General features: G+C 42.0%; 14 protein-coding genes. 1 reads left to right on the top strand and 13 read right to left on the bottom strand.

Features of this window, described 5'->3' with window-relative positions; translation table 11 throughout:
* Nucleotides 1-82 precede the first annotated feature (82 nt).
* The 11 genes from DWV68_RS06655 to DWV68_RS06605 all read right to left on the bottom strand — a co-directional run bounded on the left by DWV68_RS06655 (nt 83) and on the right by DWV68_RS06605 (nt 17,969).
* On the bottom strand, nt 83-583 hold the full coding sequence (locus DWV68_RS06655) for a PTS sugar transporter subunit IIA (protein WP_118057601.1): 501 nt from the start codon (nt 581-583) through the stop codon (nt 83-85).
* Between the two features lie 88 nt (nt 584-671).
* The gene (locus DWV68_RS06650) at nt 672-1,529 is read right to left on the bottom strand and encodes a MurR/RpiR family transcriptional regulator (RefSeq protein ID WP_147337986.1); all 858 of its coding nucleotides are present in this window, start codon (nt 1,527-1,529) and stop codon (nt 672-674) included.
* A 135-nt stretch (nt 1,530-1,664) separates the two neighbouring features.
* Nucleotides 1,665-3,044, bottom strand: a complete 1,380-nt coding sequence (locus tag DWV68_RS06645; RefSeq protein WP_118057599.1) for a PTS transporter subunit EIIC — start codon at nt 3,042-3,044, stop codon at nt 1,665-1,667.
* 38 nt (nt 3,045-3,082) lie between these two features.
* On the bottom strand, nt 3,083-4,972 hold the full coding sequence (locus tag DWV68_RS06640) for an oxidoreductase (protein ID WP_197420824.1): 1,890 nt from the start codon (nt 4,970-4,972) through the stop codon (nt 3,083-3,085).
* A 368-nt stretch (nt 4,973-5,340) separates the two neighbouring features.
* Nucleotides 5,341-5,913 (bottom strand): PBECR4 domain-containing protein, encoded by a 573-nt coding sequence (locus tag DWV68_RS06635; RefSeq protein ID WP_117841874.1) that lies wholly within the window; start codon nt 5,911-5,913, stop codon nt 5,341-5,343.
* Nucleotides 5,914-6,336: 423 nt separating this feature from the next.
* Nucleotides 6,337-8,244 carry a 1,4-alpha-glucan branching protein GlgB gene (gene glgB, locus DWV68_RS06630; RefSeq protein ID WP_117698780.1) on the bottom strand — a complete coding sequence of 636 codons (1,908 nt, stop codon included), beginning with the start codon at nt 8,242-8,244 and terminating at the stop codon, nt 6,337-6,339.
* Between the two features lie 27 nt (nt 8,245-8,271).
* Nucleotides 8,272-10,716: a tetratricopeptide repeat protein gene (locus DWV68_RS06625; RefSeq protein WP_118057598.1), complete on the bottom strand. Its 2,445-nt coding sequence runs from the start codon at nt 10,714-10,716 to the stop codon at nt 8,272-8,274.
* Nucleotides 10,717-11,057: 341 nt separating this feature from the next.
* On the bottom strand, nt 11,058-12,392 hold the full coding sequence (locus DWV68_RS06620; protein ID WP_118057597.1) for an AI-2E family transporter: 1,335 nt from the start codon (nt 12,390-12,392) through the stop codon (nt 11,058-11,060).
* Between the two features lie 25 nt (nt 12,393-12,417).
* Nucleotides 12,418-14,703 (bottom strand): hydratase, encoded by a 2,286-nt coding sequence (locus tag DWV68_RS06615; RefSeq protein ID WP_022242856.1) that lies wholly within the window; start codon nt 14,701-14,703, stop codon nt 12,418-12,420.
* Between the two features lie 176 nt (nt 14,704-14,879).
* The gene (locus tag DWV68_RS06610; protein WP_118665338.1) at nt 14,880-17,264 is read right to left on the bottom strand and encodes a HAMP domain-containing sensor histidine kinase; all 2,385 of its coding nucleotides are present in this window, start codon (nt 17,262-17,264) and stop codon (nt 14,880-14,882) included.
* 15 nt (nt 17,265-17,279) lie between these two features.
* Entirely contained in the window at nt 17,280-17,969 is a 690-nt protein-coding gene (locus DWV68_RS06605; protein WP_022242854.1) for a response regulator transcription factor, read from the bottom strand.
* Between the two features lie 234 nt (nt 17,970-18,203).
* Between DWV68_RS06605 and DWV68_RS06600 the strand changes: the two genes are divergently transcribed.
* Nucleotides 18,204-18,794 (top strand): hypothetical protein, encoded by a 591-nt coding sequence (locus tag DWV68_RS06600; protein ID WP_022242853.1) that lies wholly within the window; start codon nt 18,204-18,206, stop codon nt 18,792-18,794.
* A 30-nt stretch (nt 18,795-18,824) separates the two neighbouring features.
* Here DWV68_RS06600 and DWV68_RS06595 read toward each other — a convergent pair whose 3' ends face one another.
* Together DWV68_RS06595 and purM are read right to left on the bottom strand one after the other, a co-directional pair.
* Nucleotides 18,825-19,556 carry a hypothetical protein gene (locus tag DWV68_RS06595; protein ID WP_118088001.1) on the bottom strand — a complete coding sequence of 244 codons (732 nt, stop codon included), beginning with the start codon at nt 19,554-19,556 and terminating at the stop codon, nt 18,825-18,827.
* Nucleotides 19,557-19,577: 21 nt separating this feature from the next.
* Nucleotides 19,578-20,516, bottom strand: a complete 939-nt coding sequence (gene purM, locus DWV68_RS06590) for a phosphoribosylformylglycinamidine cyclo-ligase (protein ID WP_118088000.1) — start codon at nt 20,514-20,516, stop codon at nt 19,578-19,580.
* Nucleotides 20,517-20,526: the final 10 nt, after the last annotated feature.

Genomic DNA, 20,526 nt, shown 5'->3' with positions numbered 1-20,526 from the left:
GATTACTTTATATTTCAAGTAACCTCCAGAGTTCCGGTATCTTTCTATATTTTTTATTCTGCCTCTGTGTCTTTTATCCAGCTTAAAATTCTACGATTACCGTCTCGTTCTGTACTGCATCCATTCCGGTATGAATCTTCATATCCGGGTACTCATCTCCGTTGGTAAATACCAGAATGCAGGTTTTCTCATATCCCTGGGCTTTGATTTTCTCCGGGTCAAATTCTAAGAGCTTGTCTCCCGCTTTTACCTTTTGTCCCTGTTTTACAAAATACTTGAAACCTTCTCCCTGCATATTTACGGTATCGATTCCTTCATGAATCAGAATCTCTGCACCGTTGGAAAGCGTCATTCCAACCGCATGTTTCGAATCATCCATTAATAAAGATACTGTTGCGGCACACGGAGCAGTAACAATATTTCCTTCCGGCTCAATTGCCAGTCCATCACCTAACGCCTTTGAGGAAAATACCTCATCCTTTACTTCTTCAATCGGAATTACTTTTCCCGACAGATATGCTTTCAGAACCGGTGTCTGGTTCTCTTCTGCAGAATTTTCTTTATTTTTAAAAATGGAAAACATCTCTATTTCCCGCCTTTCTTTTCTTTTTTCACTTCTATGCTGCCAAGCCTGGTTGGTTTACATAACTATAGACAACATCCTTGTCTTTCTACTGCTCTTTGCTTTCTTTTATGAAATACGCCTTTTCCTTTGTCTCCTTTTCATTGCTTTCATAATCAAGCTGATACAAAAATGAAAACATGCAATCCAATATAAAATGGAATGCACTATATACCGCAAACGTATCTATTTTCTCTTCATAAGAGCCCTGCTCCTGGATGTCCACCAGGATGACTTCCTGACACATTTTCGCCACGGAGCTGTCTGGAGTTGCCGTAATTCCTACGCTGTACCGTTTATTCTTTTTCAGAAGCTTTAAGCTTTCTACCACATCCCGGTTTTCACCAGACTGGGAAATTGCAAGATTGACGGTGTGCTCCGTTGCTGTCAGCGCATAGCCCGGCAGGAAACAGGAACTCATCGTCAAGTTTACTATTTTACCAAAACGCAGCATTTTCTGTTGAAATTCCAGTGCTACTGTGGCAGATGTACCCACACTGAAAACATTAATCATATCAGCTCTGCTCATCCGCTGTACAATGCGGTGCAGCTGGTTATAATCAAATCCAGACACTGTTTTTCTTATAGTCTCATTATTTAATTTTGCAAGTTTCCTTGCTATCTGTTCAAAAGAGTCATTTCCCGAAAAAGGATAGTTTGCATCTACTACGCCCTGATTTGCAAATGCTTCATATTCTGAATAAAACAGAATCTGAAATTTTTTATATCCATCCAGTCCCAGCTTTCTACAAAATCTTGTAATAGTAGACGGCGACGAAAAAGTCGCACGCGCCAAGGACTGAATGGACATATTTTTTACATCAAACCCATTTTTCATCAAATAAGCTGCAATACTTTTTTCAACATCTGTAAAGTCTGCCTGCTTCATCAGTTTTTCTATAATCATAGCATTTCCCTTTCTTCCGGCAGCCTTTGCCAAATAATTTTACATTTATTTTAGCAGAGAATCCACCGGAAAAAAAGGGAAGATATTGTAAATTACCTAAAATATGCTTTGCGGGTTTCCCGCATCAATTATATTCTAGTCATATTCTTTTACTTTTCCGCTCTTAAGCAGGAATGCTGTAATTCCGAATCCTAAAACAATGGATACAATAATTCCTACGCAGTACATCGGGAAGTTGACACATCCAAACCAGCCACTGAAAGCAAGAAGTCCTGAGAAGGAGAAGTTTGTTGCTGCAACACCGCCGATTCCAAGAACTAATCCTGCTGCTGCACCGGAAACAATCATTGTTCCAAGCAACCATTTGCTTCTTAAAATGATACCGTAAAGTCCAGGTTCTGTAATACCACAAAGTGCATTGGTAAATGCTGCTGAGCCGGCAGTTGTCTTGTCTCCTGCATTTTTTGCAAATACTGCTACTGCAAGGCAGATTCCAAGTGCTGCATAGTTGCCCATTCCACCTGCTGCCAGTGCCGGCTCAAAGCCCTGCTCTGCCATAATTCCAAGTAGAATCGGAGTAACTGCCCAGTGCATACCAAGAAGGATTACCAAGGAGAATAATCCACCAAATACAATGCCTACAAGAATCTTGCTTGCGCTTATTACACCGTATACAGCATTAATTCCGTTTGCAACAAGTCCGCCCAGTGGTCCAAATACAAGAATGCTAAGTGGAACAAATACAATCAAACATAAGAATGGAACAAGGATAAACTGCACTACCTGTGGCAAAATCTTTTTCAGCCATTTTTCAAAATAACTCATGCAGAATATTGCCAGTAAAATCGGGATAAAGGAACCGCTGAAATTATATGCGGTAAAGTTAATTCCCAATAAGGAAGCTTTCTCACCGGTTACCAGAAGGTCTGCTACACCAGGATACATAATGGATGCACCCAGTGTTACGGCTACATATGGATTACATTTAAAATGCTTTCCTGCTGTAAATGCCAACAGAATCGGGAAGAAATAAATCAGCGAATAAAAAATAGAATAAAAGGTCTGGTAAGTAAGACCTGTGCTGTCTACTACGCCAAGGTTTGCCAGTAATCCAATTAATCCGGATGCGATACCACCGGTTGCCAGAATCGGAATATACGGTGCATATACATCGGACATCATTTTTGTAAATCTGTCTAAAAGTCCGACTTTCTTCTTCCCTTCATCCACAGCTTCTGCTGGATTTTCTGCTTTTAATTTGGATTTCAGTGCCGGAACTTCTGCAAGCTGTGCATAAACATCACCTACATTTGGTCCGATTAATACCTGATAATATCCGGAGCCGATTAAGGTTCCCAGTACACCTTTTACTTTCTTTAAGGAAGCCTGATCAAATTTTGCTCCATCCTTTAATGTAAAACGGAGTCTTGTTGCACAGTGAATACAACTTTCAATATTATCTGTGCCACCCACGCCGGCGATAACCGCCTGAATTAATTCTGAGTAGTCTTTCATTCGTATTACCCCTTTCTTTTGTGTAATTCACATTTTTCTTATATATTTAATCCTGCTGCAAACCCTTCAAAATTTGCATTCATAATGTTCGATGGACTGATACAGTCCCCAATTGCTATGGTATCTTTACAAATTCCGTAAAATGCTTCTACAAGCTTTTTCTGTGCCGAAAGTCCGGTAGAAAGAATCAGGTTGTCATAGGAAATACTCTTCTCTTCTCCCTTTTCATCCTTATAAACAACAACATCCTCTTCGATTCTGCTGCAACCGCATTTTAACAGGCTGTGAAGATTCTCATACTGCAAAAACTTCTGACGTAATGCTTCCCGGTATAAAGAGTTGGCATTTGCTGCCAGTGTATCGGTCAGTTCCAGAATGGAAACATTCTTTCCCTGCTCGGCAAGTTCCAATCCTATCTCGCATCCAATACTTCCTCCACCGAGGATTACAATATCCTGTCCTAGCTGTTCCGGATGCATAATCGCTTTTGTTGCAAGCTGTACCTTGGGATTATCAATTCCCGGAATCGGAAGAACCCGCTCCGTAGCACCAAGGGCAACTATCAATGAATCCGGCTGAAGCTCTTTTATGAACTCCGGTGTTGCTTCTGTGTTCAGACGAACCTCTATCTTTCTTTTTGCCATCTGCGTCCGGTAATAATTTAAAAGCCGCTTAACTTCTTCCTTGTGTGCTTCTTTTTCAATGAAGCGAAGCATGCCGCCCAGTTCACTTTCTTTTTCCAGCAATGTCACCTGATGTCCCCGGTCATATGCTGTCATGGCAGCTTTCATGCCTGCCGGTCCTCCACCAACGATTACCACATGTTTTTTCTCTTTTGCTTCCGGCAAATCAAGACCTGATGGAATAAATTCCTCATTGTGATATCTTGGATTTACCGAGCAGCCTACATTCCAGTGGTCTGTGGAAATGTGATAACAGTTGGAGCATCTGAGACACGGAACAATGTCTTCCGGATGCCCCTCCAGTGCTTTCTTCGGCCAGTTCGGGTCTGCCAGAAGTGTTCTTCCAAATGCCACCATATCCACGTAACCCTTTGCAATAATTTCATCTGCCATTTCCGGCGTCATAACGGCGCTGACCACAGAAACCGGAATCTTAAGCTCCTGTTTTGCAATTTTTGCCCATTTGAGATTCGGCATTTCTTCTTCCAGATTGGTTGTGATGCAATGCACATTTGCTTCAAACACTTTATCAATTCCAGATGAAATCTGAACAGTATCCACATACCGCTCTGCCTGCTTCAGGAAGTACATCACATCCTCAAAGCTTATGGAATCTTCAATCCATTCATAGGCACTGACACGCATATCAATCGGATAATCTTTTCCAACTGCTTTCCGGACGGTTTCTAATATCCGAAGTGGAAAACGGCTGCGGTTTTCGATGCTTCCACCGTAGGAATCTGTCCGGTGATTGTAATGTGGGGAAAGGAACTGTGCCGGAAGCCAGCCATGTCCGAAGTGAAGAAAAATGGAATCGAAACCAATTTTTCTTGCACTTGCTGCGGTCTCGGCATACCACTGCAACGTTTCTTCCATCAACGCTTCATCCATTTCCTTTACTTCCACTCCATCCGGGCGGATAAATCCAGACGGTCCTTTCGCATAATCCACCGTTCTTGCATCCTGTCCTGCGTGAAAGATTTCGATAGAAGCTTTCGCTCCGCCTTTGTGAATCTTCAACACTTTCTTTCTGGTGGCTTCTCTTTCATACTTGGCAAATGGATACGGTTCTTCCGGACTTGCAAAACTGGAACGTCCCGGTTCTACTATTGCATGTCCCGCAATTACAAGTGCTGCACCGCCCAATGCTTTTTCTTCAAAATCATCACCTGTCGGTGTTGCCACAATTCTATTTTTTAATATCATTCCATTAATAGAAATTGGCTGAAATAAATGATTATACACGTTCTTCTCCTTTCTGCTGTATTTTATTTACCTTCATCTTAAGGCACTTAAACCGCAGAAACAAGCCATTGAAAACAACTGGAAAATATTTTTCACAATCTCTATTTTTCATCATTTATTTATGAAATTTATTATCTTTTTATAATTTTGGGCTTCACTTTTTGCTTATATTTACTTTCATACAGCAACTACGAGAAACACGCTTTGCGAGTTTCTCGAGTTATCGCGTTGCTCGCCAAATCTGAGTAGAAAAGGAGTTCACTCAAGCAAGCTTGGCTCCTTCTTTTCTCCCAGATTTTTCTCGCTACTCGCGTAAATAAAACAGCCATCTGGAATTTCATCCAAATGGCTTGCTAATATACATATTATTATTTTTTTAACCTGTCATACAAAACAATTTCTTCACCTGTGTTCAAATTATATTTCTTTTTATATAACAGGGTCCATGAAGCCTGCTTCTTGGTATAATCTTTTTCCCCTTTCGGAAAGAATGACCTGCAAAAATACTTATCATCTGTAGCATGCGATAAAAACAGATATAAATCTTTCTCTTCCATTTTATTTTTCATCAGATAATCAGCCTCTATCATAGAATACATATTTGCCTTCTTGTTATACTTAAATATTGTATCATTACTATCTAATAACTGCTCCAACAACGGAAGGAAATTCACTCTTTCTTCTATTCTTTTATAAAAATCCGATGACTCAACTTGTTCTGTGCTAATGCTTCCCGACATTATTCCATCAAATACTTTTCCTCTGTCTCGATTTAATTCAGGTCGATCAACCAAATACTGTAATCCCATCAAATGAAAGCAGTCCTTTTTATCAAAAGTAATTCTTAGAGTTACAGCTACCTCTTTTCTCCCCAATACAATCTTGTATTCAGTATTTAAAAGCGGAAGGAAAGCACTTACACAATCTTTTATATTTCGCATAAAGTCAGTTCCTCCTAATTATGTATAAACTACGAGAAACATGCTTTGCGAGTTTCTCGAGTTATCGCGTTGCTCGCCAAATCTGAGTAGAAAAGAAGTTCACTCAAGCAAGCTTGGCTCCTTCTTTTCTCTCAGATTTTTCTCGCTACTCACGTAAAAAGAAAGGCTCTGCTAAAATTAGCAGAGCCTCCGACATTTTCTTTCGAAACCCACGGTCTCTAGCCAGATTGTGGTAAATGTCAAACCCTTATAAAGCTCGTAAGGCACTGCTCTCTGGCACAACACCTTACCTCCACGCTTGGCAGACACTCAAGTTGCCTGTCTTTAATATTATACTAATCACATTGAAAAAATATGTCAATCCATAATTCTTAATTTTATAAAAAATTCATATTTCCCACTCATGCGATTTTTTTCTGTCCTCTACATTACCCGGAACACTGCGACACCAAATGGCGGCAATGGATAGGAAATGGAATACGCTTTGCCATCGCATTCCGACTTCACTGCCTTGTAGCTTGCCGGTCTGCTCTTATCTGCTTCTGTACCGCCGAAACGGACTTCATTGCTGTTTAACAGCAGATGGTAAGTACCTTTCTTTGGTACACCTACACGGTAATCATCTCTGGCTACCGGTGTCATGTTGCAGACAAAGAGAAGAGAGTTCTTGCCATTCTTGCTCTTGCGGACGAAGCTGTAGATGCTTCGGTCTGCATCATTTGCATTAATCCATTCAAATCCGTTCCAGTCACTGTCCTGCTCATACATTGCCGGATATTTCCGGTAAATATGAAGCAGTTCACGGAAGTATTCATTTAACTGTCTATGACGTGGTTCTTCCATAAGATACCAGTCTAATTCACGCTCTTCGCTCCACTCACGAAGCTGTCCGAAATCCTGTCCCATAAAGAGGAGCTTCTTGCCCGGATGTCCCATCATAAAGGAGTATGCGCTCTTTAAATTACGGAATTTGTCTTCCTCATCACCCGGCATCTTCTCCCACATGGATTTCTTCAGATGCACCACTTCATCATGAGACAGCACCAGAATGTATTTTTCAGAGTTGTTATAACTCATGGCGAAAGTCATCTTGTGATGATTATTTTTACGGAAATATGGGTCTAAGGACATGTAATCCAAGAAATCATGCATCCATCCCATATTCCATTTGTATGTGAAATTCAATCCACCCTTGTCTGCTGGTCCGGTTACCATCGGCCATGCGGTAGATTCCTCTGCAATCATGACAGTACCGTGATTTCTTCCGGTAATTAAGGTATTGATATGGCGGAAGAATTCGATGGCTTCTAAGTTCTTGTTCTCGCCATATTTATTGGCAATCCACTGTCCGTCCTTCTTGCCATAGTCAAGATATAACATGGATGCCACCGCATCTACACGGAGTCCATCAATGTGATAATGTTCAATCCACATTAAGGCACTTCCAATTAAGAAGTTCTTTACTTCTGATTTTCCATAATTGAAAATCTTGGTTCCCCACTCCGGATGCTCGCCCATCCGCGGGTCGGCATATTCATATAACGGGCAGCCATCAAAGTCAGCCAGTCCGTGGGCATCCTTCGGGAAATGTGCCGGTACCCAGTCCAAGATAACGCCGATGCCATGCTTATGCAGGTAGTTTACCAGATAAGCAAAATCCTCCGGCGTTCCATACCGTGAAGTCGGTGCATAGTAGCCGGTTACCTGATAGCCCCAGGAGCCATCGTATGGGTATTCGGAAATTCCCATTAATTCTACATGGGAATATCCCATGCCTTTAACATATTTCGTCAGTGCTTCTGCCATTTCACGATAGGAATAATATCCATCATCTTCTCTTCCCGGATGGCGCATCCAGGAACCCAGATGTACCTCGTAAATTGCCATTGGCTCTGCATAGACATCTTCTGTCTGTTTCCGTTTGTCCATCCACTTATCGTCAGTCCATTTGAAATGCTCAATGTCTGCAATACGGGATGCTGTTCCCGGACGTACCTCTGCATAGTTGGCATATGGATCTGCTTTATACAATTTCCGTCCATCTGGTGTGATAATCAGATATTTGTATAAGTCTCCCAGCTCTGCCTTTGGAATAAATGCTTCAAAAATTCCAATTCCCGCCGGCTCTAACCGCCGCATCGGATTTGCTGTCTCATTCCAGTCATTAAAGGTTCCAATGACATAGACTTCTGCAGCATGTGGTGCCCAGACATCGAAAAGAATCCCCTTTTTCTTCCTTATCTCTGCCGGATGAGCTCCCAGTTTCTTGTAAATATCATAGTGTGTTGCCTGGCCAAATAAATACATGTCCAGTTCTGTGAAGTTCCCCATTTATACTACACCTCGTTTCTTTCTTTCCTATTCTTCGAAATCCTTTTCATGAAGAATGACATAATCATCATCCTTGTATTTCTTCGAGAAAAATACTTTCTTAATGCTGAATTTCTCGGAATTGGCAATTGCTTCGTCCACGATTTCTTTCACCTCGGTCAGCGTGGTCGCTCTGTCTAAGCGTTGAATGTTACTAATTCTGTTGTATAGAGCAAGAACCGCCATCTCATCTATTTCATAGGTCAGTTCGTGGGCATACGATTTTGCAAAGGATACCAGCTCATCACTGGTAAATATCGGAAGCGTAATCTTCTCGGTAAATCTTTTGGCAAAGGACTCATCTCTTCCCATTGCTTTGGTGATTCCCTCTCTTGTATCTTCTGCGATTACAAGAATTCCGGTATCATCTGCTTCTAATGCCAGTGATAATTTCACGGCTGTCTCCCGGTTGATTCCTCCGATTTTTTCTATAATAAGACATCCACCGGCAACTTTCTTTAAAAGCTCCGGGATATTTTTCTGGTTTAATGAAACGGCATCTATCTTTCCGACACGCTTGCCCGGCTTTCCGATTTCATTCTGGATTGCCTTCACCAGTGCGGTGGCAAGTACGGTCTTACCGCTTCCTCTTGCTCCCTGAATCAGGATGTTTCCACCTTTGATTCCCTTTTCTAAATGTTCAATGGATCCTTCCATTGCCTGACAGATCTGCGGCTCCATTCCGGATACCGGAACAAAATAAGTAAAGATAGCTTTCTGCTCCTTGGAAAGATGGGTAATCGGTTTTCTCTCTCCGATGTTATCCTCATCTAAATTCGGCTCTGCAATCTCCGGAAGTTTCTCCTCCGGCTTTGCATCCTCTGTCTCAGCTTCCGGTTCTAACTGTATATTCGGTAAGACTTCTTCTGCAGCATCGGATACTTCCTCTGCTTCTGTTGCTGCCACTTCTTCTGCTATATCGTCCGGCAGTGCAATCTCTGGGAGTTCTTCTTCCGGAGAAAGTTCTGTCATTTCTTCTGTGCCAGCCGGCTCTTCTTCATCGGCAGCTGCAATACCTTCTTCTTCCGGAATTTCCATCGCATCTGCTGCACCTGCAGCCGCCTCTCCGCTCTGTCCCGGTACACCGGCAGCTAGGAATTCATCGATTTTCGCATTTGCCTGACTGATGGAATCAATCTGCTGCTGCAAAATATCATTCATATTGGCAACAAGTTGTCCGGCTTCTTCCTCCGGCAGCTTGCCTAAGTATTCTTTTTCTAATAATTCTTTGGAGGTAAGTCCTGCATCCAGCTGCGGAATTACATCTGCAAGACGCTCCATGATATCTCCGGCTTCTGCTAATGCCTTTGCCTTGGCAGATTCTAACTTCTGCTGCTCCGCTTCCTGTAATGCTTTCTCTGCGGCACGCTTGGTCTTCTCCCACTCCTCTAAAATATCCTGTATGCTCATCTGTCCGGTAATCTGTGCTTCTAATGCACTCTTCTCCGGGACTACCATACGCATCTGACCATCATAATCTTCGCCTAACATCTCCTGGAAATTAATTTTCAGGGAGCCATCGATTTCTTCATCGGTTGGGATATCCGCAAAACGCTCTTTCTGTGCTTCTTCATCCTGTGGGAGCTGTAAATAAGGAATCTCTTCTACAATTTTCTTGATTCCCTGCATGGTATCTGCCACTTCTTCCTTCTCTGTGGCATTCATAATCTGCTGCATGCTGCGGGCTAATTCTTCCTGCAGGTTTACCGTATTAAATTTCTCTGCATTGGTGGTTACCGGTTTAATCTGTACCGGCTCCTTGATAATCTCACCGGATTCCAGATAATCCTCCGGCCGCACTTCCACAATTCCGTCCTTCCGTTGTTTAAACTGGCGGTACTTGTCCTCCTGTGCCCGGTTTAACGGCTGATAAAGCATCTTTAATTCCAGTGCTTTCTCTACATATGGACCATCGCCAAACCAGAGAATCAGTTCATCACAGGCATTGATACATTCTTCGCTGCGTCCTGCCTGATGATATAAATATGCCAGTTCAAATGCCCATTTCTCGGTATATTCCTGTTCCTTTAATTCTTCGAGAATCTGAATTAAGACATCCAGACCTGCACCCTTTGCTTTATTCATCTCATAGCGGAGAATATATTTCAAATTATCATGGGGTGCAATCTCTACAAACTCATCATAATATTCCTGTGCTTCATCAAATTCCTTCGTTTTGATGGCAATCTCTGCCAGCTTATAGATAATCATTCGTCCGATAGGAGAACGGTCATATGCCATCAGGAGAATCTCTTTTGCTTCATCATAACGACCAATCTGTGCATAAATATCTCCGGCTTTCATCAGTGCGTTGACATTACGGACCTTTCGCCAGTTGATACTGTCAGCAATTTCAGCAGCTTCTGTATACTGCTTCTTCGCCATCAGATTTTTTATTTCATCTAGTTTTAATTTGTATTCATATTTATCCAAAATATGTCACCTCAATATCTATTTCAAGTAAACTTAAATTCGTCTTTTTTCGTCAGGGTATACTGACCCCAATTATTGTTTTAAGTGTACCATAAGGGGTGCCTTCTGTCAAAAATAATCGAACCGGCACGACGGACTTTTTCATGTTTAACAAAGAATGTGCCTTGGCACATTCTCGCACCTGCGGCGGTCGCTTGCGACATCTACCTTATACGCCGCAGTGCGCATCCTCGCGGAGCGTTTTTTACTTTACAGAAAACAATTTCCTGTAAAAAAAATCCGAAGAATCATAACATTTTATCTGCTATCATTCTCCGGATTATTTATTTCCTTACCAGAATTTACTTTTTCTCTTTTTTCTTTAAAGATGGAATATGAAGTTCCTTTTTCTCAGAGGCTTCCTCTACCGGCTCCTTCAAAAGTACGATTTCATTGGTCTTTTCATCGACTTTTTCCAGGCGGATATATTCGTCCGTATCCTCCGGCAGCTTTCGTTTCCGCAGACAGTAATCCACGGTCTTATCGATAATATAATAGATGACTGCGAAGGTCGGAACACCAAGAATCATTCCGCCGATTCCAAAGAGTCCGCCGCCTACCATGATGGCAAATACCACCCAGAAGGAATTCAGTCCGGTGGAATCTCCTAAAATCTTCGGTCCGATAATATTTCCATCTACCTGCTGCAAAATAAATATAAATATCAGGAAATAGATTCCCTTAATCGGATCTGCCAGTGCGATGATAATAACGCTCGGTATTGCTCCGATAAAAGGGCCAAAAAACGGAATAATGTTGGTCAATCCCACGAATACGGAAACCAGCAGGGTATATGGCATCTTCATAATCAGAAGACAGATATAACATAATACACCGATAATGGCGGAATCCAATAATTTACCGGAAATAAATCCACCGAATATTTCATTACTCTTCCGGAAGGTGTCAATAATTACATTGCCCCGCACCGGTTTGAAAATGGCATATACAATTTTTTTGGACTGACCGATAAATTTCTCCTTCGTCATCAGCACATAAACGGATACGATAAGTCCGATGATTGCATTCATCAGCACCTTAACCATATTGATTACACCACTGGTAATAGATGTAATGTAGGTCTGGATGTTTGGCAGGAAAGACTCCTTTACCCAGTTTTCAAGGTACGTTACCATATCCATCATGTTCGTTTCTAATGACTGTATGATTTCATTATCTGAATTTGTCAGTCCATTGAACCAGTCAATAAATGAATCCACCTGCTTTGGCAGGGAATTTACCATTCCAGAAATACTGCTGATTAACTGCGGAATCATCATGGCAAACAGCAGGATTACAATTAATACAAAGACAACTACCGCTCCACCGGTTGCAATACTCCTTGCAATCTTCCTGCACTTCTTCTCTTTCTGCACTCTTGGTTCTAAGAAATGCAGCAAATGCTTTTCAAAGAATTTCATAATTGGATTAATGAGGTATGCAATCACAAGTCCGAAGGTAATCGGCTGTAATACCCTCATTATAGTGTCCCAACCCTTTGAGACACCATTGTACCGGTATATCATAAAGAAAAACATTGTGCAGCAGCAGAACAGTACAAATACCAGCACTGCAAGGCTGATGTACCAGCGCATCTCATGTTCTGTTTTCCCGCTCTTTTTCTTATCTTCTTCCATTCCGTTCTCCTTCTTTTTCCGGATATTATTTTCGGTTATAGTTAATGAGGCATCCTTTACGGATAATCTCTCTCTCCTCGTCAGTAAGGTCACCCAAGGTTAATGAGAACTCGGTTAACTGTCCGTCTTTTACGGCATACGCTTTTACTTCCGGAGCTTTCTCTTCTACTGCTTTGCGGATTTCCGGTACAAAGAGATAGTCTCCGTTGGCAAATGGCAGTTCTCCTTCTTTGATGATAAATGGAAGCATACCCCAGTTAATCAGGTTGGAACGATAACGCTTGGTTGCATATTCGTTGGCAATGTTTGCCCAGCCGCCTAATACTTTCTGACAGGATGCTGCCTGCTCACGGGCAGAACCGTCGCCTGGTTTTACTGCAAAAATGGTACTTCCGATTCCGGTATTCTCTTCATTGATATCCGGGAACTGTGTACGGATTGCATCTACAGCTGCCTTTAATTCCGGCAGCACAGCGTATGGTTCTTCGCCTGCTTCTCTTGCTGCTTCTGCCTTCTGTACTTCTTTGGCACGTCCAACGTATGCAGGGTCTTTTCTGGAAAGTGTGAACTCTGCCAGTCCCAGTGGATTAGAACGATAAGAAGATGTCTCTCCGGAAGGAATCAGCTCATCGGTTGTAGTTACCGGATCATGAATCTCGGATACTACTTTTAAGATGAGGTTATCGGTTAATGCTACCATCTTCGGCCAGTCTTTAATGTTTGGTCCCATCTGGATTTCTACGGATGGATCTGCTACACCATGGCTGTCAAAGACACGGTTCTCATATATGGTCTTATCAAAGAAATATTTTGGCTTACTGAAGTTCACATCCACATCAGTTGCTGCGGTTAAATATCCCTTGTTTGCTGCGGTTGCTGCAATAGAACGGGCATCCATCAATGCTACGGATGCAATCTGGCCGTTCTGTACCTTGGAGCCTTCACGGTTCGGGAAGTTTCTGGTAGAATGTCGGATGGAGAATGCATTGTTAGCAGGTGTATCTCCTGCGCCGAAACATGGTCCGCAGAATGCAGTCTTAACGATTGCTCCTGTCTCCATTAATTTTGCTACAGCTCCGTTTTTCACCAGTTCCATGTAAATCGGGGTACTTGCCGGATATACGCTTAAGGTAAATTCATCCGGTCCGATGCTGCTTCCCGCTAAGATGTCTGCTGCATCACAGATATTTTCAAATCCACCACCGGCACAGCCTGCGATGATTCCCTGGTCTACATATAGTTTTCCATTGCGGACTTTATCCTTAAGATTTAAGTCTACTGCTCCATTGAAGCTTACCTGTGCTTTCTTCTCGCAGTCATCCAAGATGTCCATAAGGTTTGCATTCAGTTCTTCAATGGTATAGGTATTGCTTGGGTGGAATGGCATTGCAATCATTGGACGAATGGTGCTTAAGTCAATTTCAATCATGCCATCATAGTAAGCAACCTGTCCCGGATTTAATTCTTTGTATTCTTCTACTCTTCCGTGAATGTCATAGAATTCTTTCACTTTCTCATCAGTTGCCCAGATAGAGGAAAGACAGGTAGTCTCTGTGGTCATTACGTCTACACCGATACGGTAATCTACGCTTAAGTTTGCAACACCAGGTCCTACGAATTCCATTACTTTATTCTTTACATAGCCATTGGCAAATACTTCACCGATGATTGCCAGTGCGATATCCTGCGGCCCAACGCCTTTTACCGGTTCTCCGGTTAAATATACGGCTACAACGCCCGGCATATTGATATCATAAGTCTGCTCTAAAAGCTGTTTTACAAGCTCCGGTCCACCTTCGCCCATTGCCATGGTTCCCAGTGCTCCGTAACGGGTATGGGAATCAGAACCAAGAATCATTTTTCCGCCGCCTGCAAGCATTTCACGGGCAAACTGGTGAATAACCGCCTGATGAGGTGGTACATAGATTCCGCCGTATTTCTTTGCACAGGTCAGTCCAAACATGTGGTCATCTTCGTTGATGGTTCCACCTACTGCACAAAGGCTGTTATGACAGTTGGTCAGTACATAAGGAATTGGAAACTTTTCCAGTCCGGATGCTCTGGCTGTCTGGATAATTCCAACATATGTAATGTCATGGGAAGTCAGCTTATCAAATTTGATTTTCAGCTTCTCCATGCTGCCAGATGTGTTGTGGTCCTTTAAAATACCGTATGCAATGGTATTTTTTGCTGCTTCTTCTTTGCTTACCGCAGTGCCTGTCATGGATGCAATAGCTGCGGATGCTTCGCTATTGTCTTCTACTACGGTACATCCGTTTACGAGATATGCCCCTGTCTCATGTAACTTCATGAATGTTTCCTCCTGTTTTCTGAACTGATTACTATTTTATACCTCTTCCTATATAGGAAGAAATCGGCGGGGAAAAAGCCACCGCCGATACTCTTTTTCTAATTCGTTATTATAAAGAAACGTCTGTTAAAAATCAACCCTTTTCAAGGATTCCCCACGGTTTGCAAGGTTCCTTATTATGCCAGCGGAAAGGTAATGGTAACAGAGAATAAATCACCGTCCAGAGTTACTTCAAAGGTTCCGCCCATAATCGTGGTAAGATTCTGGGCAATGGAAAGTCCCAGTCCGCTTCCTTCCGTGGTTCTGGATTCGTCTCCTCTTGCAAAACGCTCCGTCAGCTCTGCCGCACTTCCATGCAGTGGCTGCTCGGAAATATTTTTAATAGAGAAGATTACCTTCTGCTCCGATGTCTCCATGGTCACATAGACTCTGGTATGTGCCATGGCATATTTTGCCACATTGTTATAAAGGTTCTCTACCACACGCCAGATTCGTCTGCCGTCTGCCATAATGACAACGGATTCCTTCGGCAGCTTTGTAATCGTGGTCAAATCCTTGGCTTCGAATTTCTCATTAAATTCACCTGCAGTCTGGTAAATCAGTTCCACAAAATTAATTCTTGTCATCTGAAGTGTAATATTTCCGGAGCTGATTCGTGATGCCTCTACCAGATCTTCTGTAAGCTGCCTTAACCGCTGGGATTTTTCTTCCAGTACATTCAGATAATTCTGCATCCGCTCACTTTCCGGCTTCTCCATTTTCATAAGGTTTACATAATTCAAAATAGAAGTCAGCGGTGTCTTGATATCATGGGATACATTGGTGATTAAGTCTGCCTTCATACGCTCGTTTTTGGTATTCTCTTCCACCACAAGATGCAGGCTGTCTCCAATGCTGTTTACTGCCTCTGCCAGCTTTTTGCTGTCGCTGTGAAGATTCTCTAACGGAATCTTATAGGATAAATCTCCTTCCGTAATCTGTCTGATTCCCTTCATGATTTCCTGCTTCTGTACTACATCCCGGAGATAGATTACACCGATAACAATAATCTGAAGTGCCAGAAGAATTCCACCTAACAAATGTCTTCTTGTAAAGAACTGATACGCCAAAAACAAAAATAACAACGCATTAAATACAAAGGTAACAATGACACGCACCGATGCTTTCCATGTTCCAAGTACTCGCAAAGTGCTGACATATACCCAGTTGGTAAAGCTGTATTCCCAGAACACGCCGGCTTTCATCCGCCGGATAACACTGGTATAGAAAATCTGGAACACGCCGTCATAGATAAAGGAAATCACTCCTACTACCACAAGCATTCCCGGAATATCCCACTCATAGGATGCCGCAGAAAAGCTTAAAACCAATATCAGCACAGAAAATACAATAAATATCAAAAAGAAAAATTCCGTCTTAATATGGTCAATCCAGTTTAAATGAATCTTATCATCCTTATTATTGCGTCCTGCTGCAAGGGTAAGATAAACCAGTGTTACAATCCAGCCCAAAAGACTTACCACAATGGTTACAATCGAAATCATGCCCCAGGGATGCAGCGTCATAAATTCCGATTTTGCTATTGTAAATCCATCTTCATTTGGGAATGTGGTATCTACTGCCACCAGAAAGACTGCATTATTTCCTATGCCAGACATGGTTCCATCAATGTATTTGTAATAATAATCTTCCATTCCCTTTACATTGCTGCGGAATTTCAAATCTTTATCATTACAGTAGAGATAGCTTCCCTTTTCTTTTCCGTAATCCAAAAGGTTATGTGCTTTGTCTCCGAATACATAAGAGGTAATATCTTCTTCCGTATCCTCTAACATATTTGTGTAGATAACCTGCTCATTTTCAATAAAGACATAAGATAAATTCGTCTCAGAATCATCAAATTCATTCAGTGCTTTCCGGTAGGCAGTTTCTTCCTGGCCGATACGATCCAAGGTCTTTGCCAGTGCCTGATACAGCTCCTGTCCTTCCTCTTCCGTAAGCCTGCCCTCCTGTATGCCCTGGGCAATGGAAATACCGCTCTGTGGCAGATATTTTTCCTCAATTTTATCAGAATACTGTACATAGCCTTCCTTCGACCATGCCACCAGATCACTTAAGGTATAATTTTCAAACTGTGCCTTGTCATTTTCCCCGTCATATTCTTCTGCATTGGAGATACTGCTGTCATCATACATCCAGTATGCCGAGGCACCATTCCGCACCAGTGTCATGGTATAGCTTTCTTCTGCGTCGTTACGGATAATGCCGCTTCTTGCGTATTTGATAACATTGACCGGTTTCTCCGAATCGTATTCCCCGTTGGTCTCAAAATTTTTCCGGGTCATTAAGAAATTAGTCAGTTCCGTTACCTTCTGCTCATAGACATAGCCGTAGTAACTGGAATCCACGTAGCTCTGATTCGTCAGATTATCCATGTCTATCATGTGTTTTCCGTTTAATGCCGCTACCATAAAAACGGACATCAGCAGCAGGACAGAAAACAGTAACTGCAGGAGAATAATGGTATTTTTCCAAGCATTTCCATAGTGTCTGTTCTTCATATTTGCTTTCCTTCGTTAATTCTTCTCAACTTTATATCCAACGCCCCATACTACTTTTAAGTATCTTGGCTCCTTCGGATTAATTTCAATCTTTTCACGGATATGACGGATATGAACAGCAACGGTGTTATCTGCACCAATTGCATCTTCATTCCAGATATTTTCATAAATTTGTTCAATAGAAAATACTTTACCCTGATTCTTTACCAGAAGCAGAAGAATATTATATTCAATCGGAGTAAGCTTCACTAATTCACCATCCACGGTGACTTCTTTCAAATCATCATTAATCATAAGACCGCCAACCTGATATACCGTCTCATTGCTTTCGCTGACATTGCCAAGCTGGGTATAACGGCGAAGCTGTGATTTTACTCTTGCTACCAGTTCCAGCGGGTTAAAGGGCTTGGTCACATAATCATCAGCACCGATGTTAAGTCCTAAGATTTTATCAGAATCCTCGGATTTTGCTGATAAAATGATAATTGGAATGCTGCTTTCCTCCCGAATCTTTAAAGTTGCCCGGATACCATCCAGTTTCGGCATCATGACATCAATAATCAGAAGATGCACCTCATTTTTCTTAAGCATATCCAGTGCCTGTTCTCCGTCATATGCTTTCAAGACATGATAGCCTTCCTGTTGCAGGTAAATCTCGATTGCTTCTACAATTTCTTTATCATCATCACATACCAGTATATTCATTTCGTCCTCCTGTCCTCATGCTCTATCTTTACTGATTTTTGAATACTTCATACTGCGAACACATAAACTACCTCATAATTATCTATAGCGTATCAGATTTTTCTTAATAGGAAAAGCGTACTTTTCTTAAAAAACATTTAAAATTGTGTTATACTATATTAAATCCGTATCTTTCATAGCATTTTGTTGTGAAAATATCTGTTTTATGATTGATTATTTTTGAAAGGACTGTTTATGAAGAAGCATTATACCTTTATTCCTTTAAAGGAAAAAGATTTATCCTCCTTCCGGAAAGCATTAATCAGCAGCCTGTGGTTCCGCCCCTGTGCCTGCCTGCTTGCCCTGATTGTCATTGGCATTATCGGTTACCGGAAGCTTGCGGTGCTCACCAGTGAGATGTATTTTCTTATTCTCTATGGAATTGCCGCTGGTTTCATTCTCTACCGCATGATAAGAGAACTTGCCAATCTGCATCAGGTCAGCACCCTGCGTAAATCCAGCCTGCTTCCTTTTATTCATACTGCCAAAGAAGACGATACCTTCTATTCGGAGGAATTATCCGGCGGGTTTATTATCCAGACCGAGCCAATTAATCTGGTAGAGTTATCCACCAGCAAAGAAGTACTCGCTGAGCTTGCCGCCAACTGCGAAACTCAGAATCCACTCTTTGCTTATCTGGAATCCTGCATCAACAGCGGTGATGAAAAATTAATAAACAAAGGCGTCATCTATATTGAGATTATTAAAAAACAATTGGAAAAAGGAAATGTGGATATTCTTGCCACATATGACAAATTAAAAAATTGCAGGGAGGAACTTCTCTAAAGTCCTTCCTGCAATTTGGTTTACGTAGTTCTATTTCTTTTTGTTATCTTTTTCTTTTGCTTTCCACTTGAAGTACTCTGCATCCAGATCCACCGTAACTTCCGGAATCTCTTTCTTTCCTTCGGCTGCATCTTCCTCCGGTTCTTCATCCTCTAAAGGAATTCCGGCTTTCTTAAAGTATTCCGGATTAATCCGGATTTCCGGCTTGATTGCCTGATATGGGGATTTCTTTTCTTCCCTCGGCTCTTTCTTCTCCTTTTCACGTTCCTTTTCCAGTTCGTGATTACGTTCTTCGATTAACTTCAGATACTTTTCGGTATCTACCATATCCTGAAGCTGGCTCTTAAGCTCTGACTGGTTCTCCCGGATAACCACCTTCTGGGTCTTCATATCATCCTGGGCTTTCTTCAGAATATCCTGAAGGGCATCTGTTGTATCCTGCATAATATGCTGTACCCGCTGAAGGGCATCATCGGTATACAACACAGCGGCTGCATAGACATCTTCAGCATTCCGGCTTGCTTTAAAAATCATGGCATCGCCTTTTTTGCGTGCCTCCCGTTCTGCCTTGTCCCTGCTCTGCTGTGTCACTTCATATTCATCCATCATCTCGTAAATACAGGCATTCAGATGATTGAGATATTCAAACATTTTCTTCTTCTCAACAATAATCTTCTCACCGGTATTGTCATAAAGTTCACTTCTGGATATTAATACATGTATATCCCGTAATACCCTCTCCAGTTTGTCCTGTGTACTCATGATATTCTCCCTTCACCTTGGCTATATATATCGTACAATGTCCGAGCCTGTCTCTGCAAGACCTAATTCCACCGGTTCTTCTCCCGCTGCTTCTAACAGTTCTACCACCCGGTCTGTATCTTCTTCTGCCACCAGTATCAGCATCCCGATTCCCATATTAAAAATATTTCTCATCTGCTCTTTGCTGATATTACCATCTTTATGCAGCATATCGTAAAGTGGTGGAATATCTTCTTCCCGCTGCTTTATCACTGCACCGGCAGCATTATGCATCAGAGTATGTACTGCCTTATCAATACCTCCATGAGCCACCTGTACGCAGGATTTGATTTCTATCTCACTCTGAAGCAATGCTTCCATGGCATCCCGGTACATACGGGTCGGTGCCAGAAGCAGATCTCCTAACGTAGAACCTAATGATTCATAATAGATTTCCATAGAAGTCTTCGTCAGATATAGTTTTCTCCGGGCTGCCACATAGCCGTTATTATGAAGTCCATTGGATGGAAGTCCAATAATAACATCTCCAGCTTTCACCTGTGCTATTCCTATTTTCTTCTTTTTCTCTACAACTCCGGCAATAAAGCCAACCAGATCATACTGGTCATAAGAGAAAATATCGGAAAGCTCCTTAATTTCACTTCCGGCATAAGTCACATTTCCCTGCCGGCAGCCATTTTCCATACCCTCTTCCATGTCCCGGATATATTCAAACTTGGGACGGGCACAGGAAATATTGTCATAAAAAAGAAGCGGTTTTGCTCCCATGGCATACATATCATTGATACAGACAGCTGCACAATCATAACCTACCGTGTCAAATCTCGACATTTCCGAAGCCAGCAGCAATTTTCCACTTACCGCATTAGTTCTTGATACCAGCATCGGCTCATCATATTTTAAGAACTCTCCCAAAGGTATTTCATTTGTCAATTCTTTTAAGTCAAACTTATCTCGCACTCTCTAACTA

This window comes from Roseburia sp. AF12-17LB, assembly GCF_003479605.1.
GTDB lineage: Bacteria > Bacillota > Clostridia > Lachnospirales > Lachnospiraceae > Roseburia_C > Roseburia_C amylophila.
This window is presented reverse-complemented; position numbering and strand designations above follow the sequence as displayed.